A 13,241-nucleotide genomic window follows, 5' to 3' on the forward strand; every position below is an offset into this window, starting at 1 on the left:
ATATGCATCTCCGGGGCGCTCATCAGTGAGTCTTTGGTGTCGGGGAGTAACGGAATGTACAACGCCGGAACAAAATTGAAGAAAGAAAAAGCCCGCCGGGGTGGCGGGCTTTGGCAGGGTTAGCGCGCGGCGCGCTGTAAGATAGTGCTGGAGGGCTGGCGCTGCAGAAAACGCATCCGCAGCATCATCATAATGGCGGCGGAGGTCAGGCCGATGATAAATCCGCACCAGAAGCCGGCGGGCCCCATGCGGGGGACAATCACGTCGGTCAGCGCCAGCAGGTAGCCGCTGGGCAAACCCAGCACCCAGTACGCGGTAAAGGTGATAAAAAAGATAGACCGCGTATCCTTATAGCCACGCAGGATACCGCTGCCGATCACCTGAATGGAGTCGGAGATCTGGTAGACCGCCGCCAGCAGCATCAGATGCGAGGCCAGCATCACCACCTCAGGGTTATCGTTATACAGCAGGGCAATCTGCTTACGCATCAGCACGGTAAAGATAGCGGTAAACACCGCCAGACAGACGCCCACGCCCACACCCGTGCGGGCGGAAACCTGGGCATCGATCGTTGAGCCCTGGCCGAGGCGGAAGCCGACGCGAATGGTGACCGCGGCCGCCAGCGACAGCGGCAGAACGAACATCAGCGAGCTGAAGTTCAGCGCAATCTGGTGGCCGGCGACGTCAATGATCCCGAGCGGAGAGACCAGCAGCGCGACGACGGCAAACAGGGTCACTTCGAAGAACAGCGCCAGGGCGATGGGCAGCCCCAGCTGCACCAACCGCAGCAGAACGGCGAAATCGGGGCCGCTGAAGCCCTCGACGCAGCGGATATCGCGCATCGAACGCGCCCGGCGCACCCACCACAGCATGCTGGCGAACATCACCCAATAAACGGAGGCCGTCGCCACGCCGCAGCCGACGCCGCCCAGCTCCGGCATGCCAAAATGGCCATAGATAAAGATGTAGTTCACCGGAATGTTGACCAGTAAACCGATAAAGCCCATGACCATCCCGGGCTTGGTTTTCGCCAGCCCTTCACACTGGTTACGGGCGACCTGGAAGAACAGGTAGCCCGGCGCTCCCCACAGCAGGGCGCGCAGATAGCCAACCGCTTTCTCCGCCAGCAGCGGATCGATGTTGTGCATGGAGCTGATGATATACCCGGCATTCCACAGCACGATCATGATCAGCACCGAGACCAGCCCCGCCAGCCAGAAGCCCTGACGCACCTGCGGTGCGATACGCTCCCGCCGCCCGGAGCCATTGAGCTGCGCCACTACCGGGGTCAGCGCCAGCAGCAGCCCGTGGCCGAAGAGAATGGCCGGTAGCCAGATGGAGGTCCCGATGGCCACCGCGGCCATATCGGTGGCGCTGTAGCCGCCCGCCATCACGGTATCGACAAAACCCATCGCCGTCTGCGCCACTTGCGCAAGAATGACGGGTATAGCCAGAGCTAATAACTGACGCGCTTCAATGAAATACTTCTGCACGTGAACACCTTTGTATTGTTGTTTTTTTGAGACTAAAAAAGCCGCCGTAACTGGCAGCAAGGGGATAAAAATGAGGAAATTCCAGTCTATTGTAGCGAGGATTAGCCATTAAGCCAGTGAAAAAAGAGTCGAGGCACGAAGCGCGCTGGCAACCGCTCAGCCCTCCTGTTATTGTTCCCGATAGCGAAAACGGTAATGATACCGTCATGATTTTCAACAGGAGCCAAACATGTTTACTGGTATTGTTCAGGGAACCGCGAAAGTGGTCTCCATTGATGATAAACCCAATTTTCGCACCCACGTGGTGGAGCTGCCGGCGCATATGCTGGAGGGGCTCGAAACCGGGGCATCGGTAGCCAACAACGGCTGCTGCCTGACGGTGACCGACATCAACGGCGCGCGCATCAGCTTCGATCTGATGAAAGAGACGCTGCGGATTACCAACCTCGGCGATATTCAGGTCGGGGATGAAGTCAATGTCGAGCGGGCGGCGAAATTCAGTGATGAAATCGGCGGGCATTTGATGTCCGGCCATATTATGACCACGGCGGAAATCGTGAAGATCCTCACTTCCGAAAATAACCGTCAGATCTGGTTTAAAGTACAGGATCCGACGCTGATGAAATATATCCTTTATAAAGGATTCATCGGTATCGATGGCATCAGCCTGACGGTAGGCGAGGTGACGGCAACCCGATTCTGCGTGCATCTTATTCCGGAGACGCTGCAGCGGACCACGCTGGGGGCGAAGAAGCTGGGCGACCGCGTCAATATCGAGATCGACCCGCAAACCCAGGCGGTTGTCGATACGGTTGAACGCGTGCTGGCGGCGAAAGAGGTCGCGGCTAAGGTCAGTGAAGCCTGACAAAAAATCCCCCGCCGGTGAGCGGGGGAGTGTTTTTTAACGGGCGACGCGCAGTCCGTGTTCAATCCCGCGCGAGAACACCACCTGCCAGAGCTGAATGTCGCGGGCGCGGAAGGCGCCGGCGCAGGCGTTCAGGTAATAACTGAACATGCGTTTGAAACGCTCAGAATAGTTATCGGCAATTTCCGGCCAGCTGGCGAGGAAACGCTCATACCAGGCCATCAGGGTGGTGTCATAATCGGCGCCGAAGTTGTGCCAGTCTTCCATCACAAAGTGCTTCTCGCTGGCATCGGCGATCTGCCGTACCGAGGGCAGGCAGCCGTTAGGGAAGATATATTTATTGATCCACGGGTCAACGTTATGGTCGGTGACTTTGGAACCGATGGTGTGCAGTAAGAAGCGGCCGTTGGGTTTCAAATTACGATCGGCGACCTCAAAGTAGGTGGCGTAATTTTTGGGACCCACGTGTTCGAACATGCCGACGGAGACGATGCGGTCGAAGCTGTCGTGCAGATCGCGATAATCCTGAAGACGAATATCCACGTCAAGGCCATCGCAGCGCGCCTGGGCCATCTTTTGCTGTTCGGCGGAGATGGTCACGCCGACAACGCTCACCTGGTAATTCCGCGCCATATATTCGGCAAGACCGCCCCAGCCGCAGCCGATATCCAGCACTCGCATGCCTGGCTCGAGCTCCAGCTTACGGCAGATGAGATCCAGCTTATCCTGCTGCGCGGCTTCGAGGGTCTGCGCCTCTTTCCAGTACCCGCAGGAATATTGCATGTAGGGATCCAGCATCCGGCTGAAAAGATCGTTGCCGAGGTCATAGTGTTCTTTGCCGACGATCCAGGCGCGTTTTTTACTTTGCAGGTTAAACAGGCGAGCGCCTGCGATGCGAAGTGTGTCTTTGAAATGGTGAGGGAGTTGTTTTTCCAGCCCGGCGCGGAGCACTTTATGGAAGAATATATCCAGACGCTCGCAGTCCCACCAGCCGTCCATATAGCTTTCGCCTAAACCCAGCGACCCCTCCTGCAATACGCGTTTAAAAAAAAGAGGGTTTTTAATCCGCAGGTCTGACGGCGCGGAGCCATTGATTTCAATTCCCGCACGGCCCAACAATTCAGCTGCAATCCGGTACCAGTCATCATTTGGTACACTTACTTCTTCTATACACGATGAACTCATAGCTTCTCCATCACGCCCAAGTGATCAGAACCTTAAAACAGCGTAGACGCTTTTTTGGCTTTGTGAGAAATCTCACGGATAATCCGTGAAGTCGCTATCCGACGTAGAACAGAGGAAGGGAGATAACCCTTGCCGAAAGGCCTTCCATGGTGAAACGGAGGCATCCTGCATCCGTTAATCTGTTAAATATTTTTTATTTATGTGAACCCGGATCCAGTATAGGACGCTAAGTACTGGCTTTCAATAAAAATATCTTAGCGTGCTAACCACTGGTCCAGGCTCTGGCGACGGGCGTCATGCGTGGGAAGAGTGGGCCGCCAGCGCTGGCGTCTGCTGCAGGCGATAACCCACTCCGGCTAACAAAATAGAGACCAGCATCACGCTGGTGGTGGTCAGCAGCGGCGTGGCGATCAGCGCGGAGACTAGCAGGCTGGTCAGGAAGCACAGGCCAAGCTGGAGGGTGTTCTGCAGCGCCGCCGCTCGGCCGGTTGCCTGCGGGAAAGGCTTCAGCGCCTGAGCGACCACGATGGGGTAGATCCCGCCGTTGACCACCGCCATCAGGCAGAACGGGATCATCAACGCCACCAGCGAGGCATGCGTTTGCAGACCCACCAGCCAGGTGGCGGCGACGCTGACGGCGAAGACCACCAGCAGCCACGGGAGCATCTGTTGCCCGGACCATTTTTGCAGCAGCGCGCGACAGCCATAGCCGCCCACCAGAAAAGCGATGGTCTGCGGGATATAGCTCAGGCCGATGGCGGTCGGGCCGTAGCCCATCTCATGAAGGATAAACGGCGAACCGGTAAGCCAGGCGAAGAAGCTGGCGGAGCAGGCGGCGTAGATCAGGACGTTGCCGCTGTATTCCCGGGAGCGCAGCAGCGCCAGAAAAGTGATTTTCTTTTCAGCCACAGTGGCCGACTTAGCGGCGGCCTTCAGGCGCAGGGCAGGCAGCATCAGCAGCAGAGTGATGGCAAACAAGGTGGCGAAGATGGCTTGCCACTCGAAGTGCACCAGCAGCCAGCTGCCCAGCAGCGGGGCCAGCGCAGGGGACAGTCCTACCAGCGGCATAATAGTGGCGAAGATGCGGTTGGTGCGCTGGGCGGGATAGTAATCGGTCACCATCGCCTGCCAGGTAACCGCCGCGGCGCAGACGCCAATCGCCTGCAGAAAACGCAGCGTCAGCATCAGCGTGGCGTTCTGCACCCACAGCATCCCCAGGCAGCCGACCGCGAAAATCGCCAGGCCGCTCAGCAGCACCGGTTTGCGCCCGTAGCGGTCTGACAGCGGCCCCCAGAAGAGCTGGCCCAGCGCGAAGCCGGCGAGGAACAGGCTCAGGCTGGCGCTAATGGATGCGGCGGAGGTGTCGAGATCCTGCTGCATGGCGGCAAATGCCGGCAGGTACATATCGGTGGCCAGAAAGCCCAGCACGCTCAGGCCGGCCAGCCAGACTAAAAATCCTTTCCCAGGTTGTGACATAACGTTCTCATTTTTGGAGTACAGGTACGATGCCGCAGAGTGTAGGGAGTGCATTGTGGCTTGTGAAACGCTAATATTTGTCACATGCATTCAAAAATTTTGCAGGCAGAAAATGTGGTCTGAATACTCTCTGGAAGTGGTTGATGCCGTCGCCCGTAACGGCAGCTTTAGCGCGGCGGCGCAGGAGCTCCATCGGGTGCCTTCCGCCGTCAGCTATACCGTGCGTCAGCTCGAAGAGTGGCTGGCCGTCCCGTTGTTTGAGCGCCGTCATCGTGATGTGGAGCTGACCCCCGCCGGGGTCTGGTTTTTACAGGAAGGGCGCTCTGTTATCAAAAAAATGCAGATCACCCGCCAGCAGTGCCAGCAAATTGCCAACGGCTGGCGCGGGCAGTTGTCGATCGCGGTGGACGATATCGTGAAACCCGCGCGGATGCGCCAGATGATCGTGGATTTCTATCGCCATTTTCCCGACGTCGAGCTGATCGTTTTTCAGGAAGTGTTCAATGGCGTATGGGATGCGCTGGCCGACGGCCGCGTGGAGCTGGCGATTGGCGCAACGCGCTCTATTCCGGTTGGGGGCCGCTATGCGTTCCGCGATATGGGGATGCTGAGCTGGGACTGCGTGGTGGCGAGCGATCACCCGCTGGCGAAGATGGCGGGGCCGCTGAGCGACGATGTCCTGCGCAACTGGCCGTCGCTGGTGCGGGAAGATACCTCGCGTTCGTTGCCCAAACGGACAACGTGGCTGCTGGATAACCAGAAGAGGGTGGTGGTCCCCGACTGGGAATCGTCGGCAACCTGTCTGTCGGCAGGGCTCTGCGTCGGCATGGTGCCAAGCCATTTCGCCCGGCCATGGGTGGATCGCGGCGAGTGGACCGCCCTGGCGCTGGAAAATCCGTTTCCGGATGCGGCCTGCTGTCTGACCTGGCAGCAGAATGATGCTTCGCCGGCGTTAAACTGGATGCTGGACTACCTGGGGGACAGCGACACGCTGAATCGGGAGTGGCTGCGGGCGCCGGAGTGATCCGCGCCCGCCAGTGCTTTAGCGACGATAGTCGACAAACGGGCCATCCGCCACCGAGCGGCGTTCGACCAGCCGAGGGTGCACTTCAATAGACTGCGACTCTTCGCGCTTGTTGACGATACGATCCAACAGCATATTGAACGCGGCTTCACCCAGCGAATCTTTCGGCTGATGAATGGTGGTTAACGCCGGGCTGAAATAGCGGGCGTTGCGCACATTATCATAACCGATCAGCGAAATGTCCTGCGGCACGCGCAGCCCCATTTCATCCGCGGCGCAGATAGCGCCCATCGCCATAATGTCGCCGCCGCAGAAGACCGCCGTTGGACGGTGTTGTTGGCTCAGGATCTGCTGCATGGCGCGGTAGCCGGACTCCGGCTCGAAGTCGCCCTGTACAATCCAGTTTTCCGGCACGCTGATATGCGCCTCTTTCATCGCCTGCATGAAGCCGGCCAGTCGCCCCGCGCCGGTGTTGCGCTCCAGCGGGCCCGGGATCACGCCGATTTCGCGGTGACCGCGTTCAATCAGGTAACGTCCGGCGATATACCCGCCCTGGAAGGCGTTATCGATTACCGCATCGGTAAAGTCGGCTTTTGCTTCGCCCCAGTCCATCACCACCATCGGAATATGGCGATACTCTTCCAGCATGCTCAGGACGGAGTCCGGGTATTCGGAACACATCACCAGCAGACCGTCGACGCGTTTTTGCGCCATCATCGACAGATAGGCCCGCTGTTTTTCCGGGTCGTTCCAGGCGTTGCCGAGGATCAGGGTATAGCCCTTCTGGAAGCAGCTCTTTTCAACGGACTCAATGATTTCAGCGAAATAGGCGGCTTCGCTACTGGTCGCCAGCAGGCCAATCGATTTTGTATGATTGACTTTCAGGCTGCGGGCCACGGCGCTCGGCGAGTAGTGCAGCTCTTTAATCGCCGCCCATACCGCATTGCGCGTCTCTTCGGCAACGAAACGGGTTTTGTTAATTACATGTGATACAGTTGTAGTGGAAACGTTTGCGCGCTTCGCTACATCTTTAATAGTTGCCATTACATCTCACTCCATGCCTTGACCTGATCGCCTGATCATCGATACGTAAACGTTTGCCTACACACACCCTGAATACAATTTTCAACATTGCATCACGTCGGGAAAACGACACAGAACGACAGGAAGGGGTCAATGGCCGATACGCTTTTAAATTAGCGTGGGATTTTGTCCGATCTTGGGGCAAAGTGGAAGAGCAAAAATGTGCATCGCCCTAAATCCCGGAAGATTTTTGCGATTTTTTGTGCAAAAATGAGCAAGCTCACTTTTGGTGTGGGGATAACAAGAGGGAAAAATGATGGATACCAATTTAAAGTTTTCGCTGATTACCACGATTATTGCCCTCGGCGTGATCGTCGCATTCAGCCTGACCGCCATACTGCACTAATGTTCCGATGAGGGAGGAGCGCGGCCTCCTCCCCGTATCCCGCCATTATTATCAATTCTGCAAAAATCTTTTGTCATTTCGTTCACTTTTGTTTTTTTGTGATTGATGTCATGCTTTTGGCTTCTGATGTTACGCCGTCCTCCCTGACGGTCTGATGGAGTCATTGAATGAAAATCAACTTTCCTTTACTCGCGCTGGCGATCGGCGCCTTTGGCATTGGGACTACCGAGTTCTCCCCGATGGGATTGCTGCCGGTGATTGCCAAGGGCGTGGACGTCTCGATACCGGTAGCGGGAATGCTGATCAGTGCGTATGCCATCGGCGTCATGGTCGGCGCGCCGCTGATGACCCTGCTGCTGTCCCATCGTGCCCGACGCAATGCGCTGATTTTTCTGATGGGGATCTTCACCGTTGGCAACCTGCTGTCATCCATTGCGCCGGATTACACCACGCTGCTGCTGTCGCGCATTATTACCAGCCTCAACCACGGCGCCTTTTTTGGCCTGGGGTCGGTGGTGGCGGCCAGCGTGGTACCCAAGCACAAGGAGGCCAGCGCGGTGGCCACCATGTTTATGGGCCTCACCATCGCTAATATCGGCGGCGTGCCTGCAGCGACCTGGCTTGGAGAAACCATCGGCTGGCGGATGTCCTTCCTCGCCACCGCGGGGTTAGGCCTGCTGGCGATGGTGAGCCTGTGGTTCTCCCTGCCGAAGGGCAGCGCGGGCGAACGGCCGGATGTCAAACAAGAGCTTTCGGTCCTGTTACGGCCGCAGGTGCTTTCTGCCTTACTGACCACCGTGCTGGGCGCCGGGGCGATGTTTACGCTGTATACCTACATTTCGCCGGTACTGAATTCGCTGACCCATGCTTCATCGCTGTTTATCACCGCGATGCTGGTGCTGATTGGAGTTGGTTTTTCGCTGGGCAACTATCTGGGCGGCAAATTCGCCGACCGGTCGGTCTCCCGCACGCTGAAAGGCTTTCTGCTGCTGCTGATGGCGATCATGCTGGCGATACCGCTGCTGGCGCAATCCCAGGCGGGTGCGGCCATCAGTATGATCGTCTGGGGCGCAGCCACCTTTGCGGTAGTGCCGCCGCTGCAGATGCGAGTGATGCGCGTGGCGCATGAGGCGCCGGGTCTCTCTTCTTCGGTGAATATCGGGGCGTTCAACCTGGGCAACGCGCTGGGCGCCGCCGCCGGCGGGGCGGTGATCTCCGGCGGACTGGGATATGCGTTTGTGCCGGTGATGGGCGCGATTATTGCCGGTCTGGCGCTGCTGCTGGTCTGGTTTAGCGGACGAGCGCAGCCGGAGGAGGCCTTTGCCAGCCAGTCATAAACGGTGGGGAAGGGTGTAAAAAAAACCGCAGCAGGGGTCACTCTGCTGCGGTTTGTCGTTTATGCGGCCAGGTTAGCGGCAACAAACTTCCAGTTAACCAGCGCCCAGAAGTGGTCCAGATAGCTTGGACGGGCGTTGCGGTAGTCGATGTAGTAAGCATGTTCCCAGACGTCAACGGTCAGCAGCGGCTTCGCGTCGGTGGTCAGCGGGGTACCCGCGTTGCTGGTGGAGACGATAGCCAGGCTGCCGTCGGCATTTTTAACCAGCCAGGTCCAGCCAGCGCCAAAGTTTTTCGCCGCGGCGTCGGTAAATTTGGCCTTAAACTCTGCGAAGCTGCCGAAGGATTTGGCAATCGCGGCCGCCAGCTCGCCTTCCGGTTCGCCGCCGGCGTTCGGCGCCAGGCAGTTCCAGTAGAAGGTGTGGTTCCAGACCTGCGCCGCGTTGTTGAAAACGCCGCCTTCAGAGGTGCGCACGATCTCTTCGAGCGATTGACCTTCGAACGCGGTGCCTTTGATCAGGTTGTTGAGGTTAGTGACATACGCCTGGTGGTGTTTACCGTAGTGGTATTCCAGGGTTTCTGCGGAAATGTGCGGCGCCAGGGCGTCTTTTGCATATGGTAATGCAGGTAATTCAAACGACATTGCTACTCTCCTTATAACTTTTTTGTTTTATCTCACATTGACAAGATGAGGTTTTCACCTGAATCGCGTTCTGACCGCCCGACGCTGTCGCGTCCCGGGCCTGTTATTGTATTGAGAATGTTAACATTTGCCGCAGGCAGTGAAAAGCCTTACAACGATAAAGGCTATTATCGCCGGCGCAACTGCCGAAGGCTTAACCGTTTTCTGCGGAGCGGCGCGTTAAGACGCCCGCAGATGTTGCAAAAATGTATAAGTAAAAGGAGGCTGGGTCTCCAGCCTCTCGCCGCGATGGTTAATTTCTCAGCAGGCCATCTGAAGACCCCCGCAGCGCAAACGACTGAGTGAAAATAATCATTTTAAATCAAATGATTAATGACGATATGCTTTCAGGTAATCGCCGCTATGCCAATAATTCATTGTCTATTTTGATATTTGTATGACAAATATAGCCGCCGGCAGCAATTTCCACAGGATGGCTACGATGGCAAAAACAGATGAAGTGGTAAGCCCGAAAATGATCCCGGTCGTGCAGGGGATCGTTGACTGGATCGAAGCACATATTTTTGACACCCTGCCGGTAAGCGCGATAGCGAAAAAGTCCGGCTACTCGCACTGGTATTTCCAGCGGCAATTCGCCATGGTGACCGGCTGCACGCTGGCGAGCTACGTCAGCCGCCGGAAGATGACCATCGCGACAATCTACTTAACGCAGACCGAGGCCTCCATGCAGAGTATTTCCCAACGTCTGGGGTACGACGGGCAGGCGGCGTTCTGCCGCACCTTTCACCGTCACTTTGGCATGTCGCCCACCCGCTATCGTCGGGAAGCGCCGGTCACAGAGGCGAATATGCAGTTTCCCCTGACGGTGGGGGCGGAGAACGCGCAGGTGAAGAGGGCTGCCGCCGTAGCGGCAGACCGGGATCAGCGAATGGTTTTCGGGGTCATGACGCGACGGGCGCCGACGTAATGACGTACCCAGTAATCTTCGCTCAGGGAGGTGATTTGAATATCGCGCCCCGTGCGCGGGGACTGAATGAATTTCCCGTTGCCGACGTAAACGCCAACGTGGTCGGCAGTGCCGCGTCCGCGGGTGCGGAAGAAGACCAGGTCGCCGCTTTGCAGTTCGTCACGATCGACCGGACGCGCATCGCGCAGGTGGTACATTTCATTGGCGGTACGCGGGATATGAATCTTGACCAGATCTTTGTAGGCGTAATAGACCAGCCCGCTGCAGTCGAACCCGGTGCGCGGCGAGGTGCCGCCCCAGCGATACGGTTTACCCAGCTGGCCCATCAGTTTGTTCATGGCGGTACTCTGCGCTTTTTGCACCCGGACTTTATGCGCGTCGGCGATCGTCAGATTCGCTTCGCTGGCCTCGGGTTTACAGCGTTTTTTATAGCCCTTACGCACCACGCATTTGCTTTTGACGCTGTTCAGCGCCAGGGTCGGCTCGGCGCTGGCGGCCACCGTTTTTGCGCACTGCTTTTTATACCCTTTACGCAGCACGCATTTTTTCGTGGCGCCGGCGGCCTGACGATGAAGCGCGGTTTGGCTTGCTGCGGTAGAGCGGGTAGGGAGCCGGGTGCTCGAGGATTTTTTACTGGTGGTTTTAGCGGTGGTTTTACTTTTTTGACTGGTTGCTTTTTTCTTGCGCTCTGAGCCGCTTTTCGCGGGCAACGCCTTTGGCGAGGCAGAGGCGTGCGTATGCCCTGAAGCCTGAGCCAGTGGCGTGAATGAGATAGATGTGAACAGTAATGCACAGAGCGATATCGCGATTTTGTTTAGCCGCGCCACTGAGCAATCCCCTGATTAATTACAGACATGTACAAATGCCTGACGATGAATGACAAACCGGAACGATTCTAAAGCATAAAAACCCGGAAAGTTAATATTCTTTTGTATCAAAAATGTCGATTGGTTAACGATTGCAAGAAAACGCGTCAGACATTGACCGCCTCGCACAGAAAATGCGCAACGCGCGCCTGCCCGCGACGGCAAAATGATATTTTTAAGGCAACTTCGCGCAACAGAAGATAAAATATGAATAGTGAAAAAAATGTTATTATCGGTCCTGCCCTCGGGACGCTACAATGACAAGTTACTGCCGTAGAAAGAAGTTTAAGGAAGCACGACAATGAGCTCGACTTTAGAAAAGATCCAACGCCAAATCGCTGAAAACCCGATCCTGCTGTACATGAAAGGTTCGCCGAAGCTGCCAAGCTGCGGTTTCTCCGCTCAGGCCGTTCAGGCGCTGTCCGCCTGTGGCGAACGTTTTGCTTACGTTGATATCCTGCAGAACCCGGATATCCGCGCCGAGCTGCCAAAATATGCCAACTGGCCGACCTTCCCGCAGCTGTGGGTGGACGGTGAACTGGTGGGCGGCTGCGATATCGTCATCGAGATGTACCAGCGCGGTGAACTGCAGCAGCTGATCAAAGAGACAGCGGCGAAATACCACACTGACGAGCCGAAAGCGGAATAATTACCGCGGTCAGTAAAAAAGCGACTTCCTGGAAGTCGCTTTTTTTATCACTCCGGCGTCGCCACCGGCAGCGGCCAGCCGCCCAGACGCTTCCAGCGGTTCACTATCTCGCAAAACAGCTGTGCCGTCTGCTCGGTATCGTAGAGGGCGGAGTGGGCTTGCGCGCCGTCGAACGGCATACCCGCGGCAATACAAGCTTTCGACAATACCGTCTGGCCCAGCGCCAGCCCGCTCAGCGCGGCGGTGTCGAAGGTGACAAACGGATGGAACGGGTTGCGTTTTAGCCCCGCCCGTTCGGCGGCGGTCATGGTGAAGCTGTGGTCAAATGTGGCGTTGTGCGCCACCATGATAGCCCGACTGCAGTCGCTCTCTTTCATCCCTTTGCGTACCATTTTGAAGATGGCATGCAGAGCGTCGTATTCGCTAACGGCGCCGCGCTCAGGATCGTGCGGGTTAATCCCGTTAAAGGCCAGCGCTTCGGGCTGAAGATTGGCGCCCTCGAAAGGTTCAACATGGAAATGCAGCGTTTCATCGGGCATCAGCCAGCCTTGCTCATCCATCTTCAACGTAATGGCGGCGATCTCCAGCAGGGCGTCGGTTTTGGCATTAAATCCTGCGGTTTCAACATCAATCACCACTGGATAAAAACCGCGGAAACGGTCGCACAGACCATTCAGTTGAGCGTTCTCGGACATCAGATTCTCTTAGCTGGAAAAAAGTAGCGCGCATTATGGCAAATTTTGCCACGGCTTGCAGCAGGCAGGGGTGAAAACAACGGGCGCCGCAGCGCCCGGGCGAACGAGGATAATGAAGTCGCTATGGTCGGGGGGTTAGTTGCCCAGCCCTTTGCCGGCGTCTTTCTCTTCAATCAGCTCGATTTTGTAACCGTCAGGATCTTCCACGAAGGCGATAACGGTGCTGCCGCCTTTTACCGGCCCGGCTTCGCGGGTAACGTTGCCCCCGTTCTGGCGGATCCGCTCGCAGGCTTCGGCGGCGTTGTCGACGCTCAGCGCGATGTGACCGTAGGCGGTGCCCAGCTCATAGCTGTCCACGCCCCAGTTGTAGGTCAGTTCGATCACCGCGGTATCGCTCTCTTCGCCGTAGCCGACGAAGGCGAGGGAGTATTTGTACTCCGGGTTTTCGCTGGTGCGCAGCAGCTTCATGCCCAAAACATTGGTATAGAAGTCGATAGAACGTTGCAGGTCGCCAACGCGCAGCATGGTGTGGAGTAAGCGCATAATGTCCCCTATGCAGTTTATTTGATAGATCAGAGCCTTGAGTATAGCGGCGATACGTCGCCGCTATCAAT

14 protein-coding genes are annotated in these 13,241 nt (G+C 56.9%); 6 read left to right on the forward strand and 8 right to left on the reverse strand.

The window, feature by feature from the left end; translation table 11 throughout:
* Positions 1 to 119: 119 nt before the first annotated feature.
* Positions 120 to 1,493: an MdtK family multidrug efflux MATE transporter gene (mdtK, locus tag ACOI6Z_RS04905; protein ID WP_049014242.1), complete on the reverse strand. Its 1,374-nt coding sequence runs from the start codon at positions 1,491 to 1,493 to the stop codon at positions 120 to 122.
* 229 nt (positions 1,494 to 1,722) lie between these two features.
* On the opposite strand from mdtK, the gene ACOI6Z_RS04910 reads away from it, so the two are divergent.
* Entirely contained in the window at positions 1,723 to 2,358 is a 636-nt protein-coding gene (locus ACOI6Z_RS04910; protein ID WP_023289947.1) for a riboflavin synthase, read from the forward strand.
* A 36-nt stretch (positions 2,359 to 2,394) separates the two neighbouring features.
* On the opposite strand, the gene cfa is transcribed toward ACOI6Z_RS04910, so the two are convergent.
* On the reverse strand, positions 2,395 to 3,543 hold the full coding sequence (cfa, locus tag ACOI6Z_RS04915) for a cyclopropane fatty acyl phospholipid synthase (protein ID WP_023289946.1): 1,149 nt from the start codon (positions 3,541 to 3,543) through the stop codon (positions 2,395 to 2,397).
* A 294-nt stretch (positions 3,544 to 3,837) separates the two neighbouring features.
* Complete coding sequence (punC, locus tag ACOI6Z_RS04920; protein ID WP_065812556.1) at positions 3,838 to 5,019, reverse strand: purine nucleoside transporter PunC; 1,182 nt, start codon at positions 5,017 to 5,019, stop codon at positions 3,838 to 3,840.
* 112 nt (positions 5,020 to 5,131) lie between these two features.
* On the opposite strand from punC, the gene punR reads away from it, so the two are divergent.
* Positions 5,132 to 6,043, forward strand: a complete 912-nt coding sequence (gene punR / locus ACOI6Z_RS04925) for a DNA-binding transcriptional activator PunR (protein ID WP_004202889.1) — start codon at positions 5,132 to 5,134, stop codon at positions 6,041 to 6,043.
* A gap of 18 nt (positions 6,044 to 6,061) precedes the next feature.
* Here punR and purR read toward each other — a convergent pair whose 3' ends face one another.
* Positions 6,062 to 7,087, reverse strand: coding sequence for an HTH-type transcriptional repressor PurR (gene purR / locus ACOI6Z_RS04930; RefSeq protein WP_004202888.1), 1,026 nt, complete (start codon positions 7,085 to 7,087; stop codon positions 6,062 to 6,064).
* Positions 7,088 to 7,379: 292 nt separating this feature from the next.
* On the opposite strand from purR, the gene ACOI6Z_RS04935 reads away from it, so the two are divergent.
* Together ACOI6Z_RS04935 and ACOI6Z_RS04940 are read left to right on the forward strand one after the other, a co-directional pair.
* Entirely contained in the window at positions 7,380 to 7,472 is a 93-nt protein-coding gene (locus ACOI6Z_RS04935) for a YnhF family membrane protein (RefSeq protein ID WP_002907776.1), read from the forward strand.
* A gap of 167 nt (positions 7,473 to 7,639) precedes the next feature.
* A complete protein-coding gene (locus tag ACOI6Z_RS04940) occupies positions 7,640 to 8,809 on the forward strand; it encodes an MFS transporter (RefSeq protein ID WP_065812557.1) in 1,170 nt (389 codons plus the stop codon).
* Between the two features lie 59 nt (positions 8,810 to 8,868).
* Here ACOI6Z_RS04940 and sodB read toward each other — a convergent pair whose 3' ends face one another.
* Positions 8,869 to 9,450, reverse strand: a complete 582-nt coding sequence (gene sodB, locus ACOI6Z_RS04945) for a superoxide dismutase [Fe] (protein WP_023289943.1) — start codon at positions 9,448 to 9,450, stop codon at positions 8,869 to 8,871.
* Between the two features lie 481 nt (positions 9,451 to 9,931).
* On the opposite strand from sodB, the gene ACOI6Z_RS04950 reads away from it, so the two are divergent.
* Positions 9,932 to 10,417, forward strand: a complete 486-nt coding sequence (locus tag ACOI6Z_RS04950) for a helix-turn-helix domain-containing protein (RefSeq protein WP_023289942.1) — start codon at positions 9,932 to 9,934, stop codon at positions 10,415 to 10,417.
* Here the strand turns inward: ACOI6Z_RS04950 and ACOI6Z_RS04955 are convergent.
* Entirely contained in the window at positions 10,372 to 11,244 is an 873-nt protein-coding gene (locus ACOI6Z_RS04955) for a C40 family peptidase (protein ID WP_032453120.1), read from the reverse strand. The genes ACOI6Z_RS04950 and ACOI6Z_RS04955 overlap by 46 nt on opposite strands.
* 340 nt (positions 11,245 to 11,584) lie before the next feature.
* Here ACOI6Z_RS04955 and ACOI6Z_RS04960 point away from each other — a divergent pair, with 340 nt between their 5' ends.
* Positions 11,585 to 11,932, forward strand: coding sequence for a Grx4 family monothiol glutaredoxin (locus ACOI6Z_RS04960; protein WP_002907768.1), 348 nt, complete (start codon positions 11,585 to 11,587; stop codon positions 11,930 to 11,932).
* A 47-nt stretch (positions 11,933 to 11,979) separates the two neighbouring features.
* Here ACOI6Z_RS04960 and rnt read toward each other — a convergent pair whose 3' ends face one another.
* Together rnt and gloA are read right to left on the reverse strand one after the other, a co-directional pair.
* Positions 11,980 to 12,627 carry a ribonuclease T gene (gene rnt, locus ACOI6Z_RS04965; protein ID WP_004202881.1) on the reverse strand — a complete coding sequence of 216 codons (648 nt, stop codon included), beginning with the start codon at positions 12,625 to 12,627 and terminating at the stop codon, positions 11,980 to 11,982.
* A gap of 135 nt (positions 12,628 to 12,762) precedes the next feature.
* On the reverse strand, positions 12,763 to 13,170 hold the full coding sequence (gloA, locus tag ACOI6Z_RS04970) for a lactoylglutathione lyase (RefSeq protein ID WP_032453119.1): 408 nt from the start codon (positions 13,168 to 13,170) through the stop codon (positions 12,763 to 12,765).
* Positions 13,171 to 13,241: the final 71 nt, after the last annotated feature.

The sequence above is a fragment of the Klebsiella sp. C239 genome, from assembly GCF_048822715.1.
GTDB lineage: Bacteria > Pseudomonadota > Gammaproteobacteria > Enterobacterales > Enterobacteriaceae > Klebsiella > Klebsiella quasipneumoniae.

Excerpts from the sequence above, each read along its gene's own strand:
- cfa (WP_023289946.1), bottom strand. The coding sequence starts at position 3,543 with ATGAGTTCATCGTGTATAGAAGAAGTAAGTGTACCAAATGATGACTGG.
- ACOI6Z_RS04950 (WP_023289942.1), top strand. The coding sequence starts at position 9,932 with ATGGCAAAAACAGATGAAGTGGTAAGCCCGAAAATGATCCCGGTCGTG.
- purR (WP_004202888.1), bottom strand. The coding sequence starts at position 7,087 with ATGGCAACTATTAAAGATGTAGCGAAGCGCGCAAACGTTTCCACTACA.
- ACOI6Z_RS04940 (WP_065812557.1), top strand. The coding sequence starts at position 7,640 with ATGAAAATCAACTTTCCTTTACTCGCGCTGGCGATCGGCGCCTTTGGC.
- punR (WP_004202889.1), top strand. The coding sequence starts at position 5,132 with ATGTGGTCTGAATACTCTCTGGAAGTGGTTGATGCCGTCGCCCGTAAC.
- gloA (WP_032453119.1), bottom strand. The coding sequence starts at position 13,170 with ATGCGCTTACTCCACACCATGCTGCGCGTTGGCGACCTGCAACGTTCT.
- ACOI6Z_RS04910 (WP_023289947.1), top strand. The coding sequence starts at position 1,723 with ATGTTTACTGGTATTGTTCAGGGAACCGCGAAAGTGGTCTCCATTGAT.
- ACOI6Z_RS04935 (WP_002907776.1), top strand. The coding sequence starts at position 7,380 with ATGATGGATACCAATTTAAAGTTTTCGCTGATTACCACGATTATTGCC.
- sodB (WP_023289943.1), bottom strand. The coding sequence starts at position 9,450 with ATGTCGTTTGAATTACCTGCATTACCATATGCAAAAGACGCCCTGGCG.
- ACOI6Z_RS04960 (WP_002907768.1), top strand. The coding sequence starts at position 11,585 with ATGAGCTCGACTTTAGAAAAGATCCAACGCCAAATCGCTGAAAACCCG.
- punC (WP_065812556.1), bottom strand. The coding sequence starts at position 5,019 with ATGTCACAACCTGGGAAAGGATTTTTAGTCTGGCTGGCCGGCCTGAGC.
- rnt (WP_004202881.1), bottom strand. The coding sequence starts at position 12,627 with ATGTCCGAGAACGCTCAACTGAATGGTCTGTGCGACCGTTTCCGCGGT.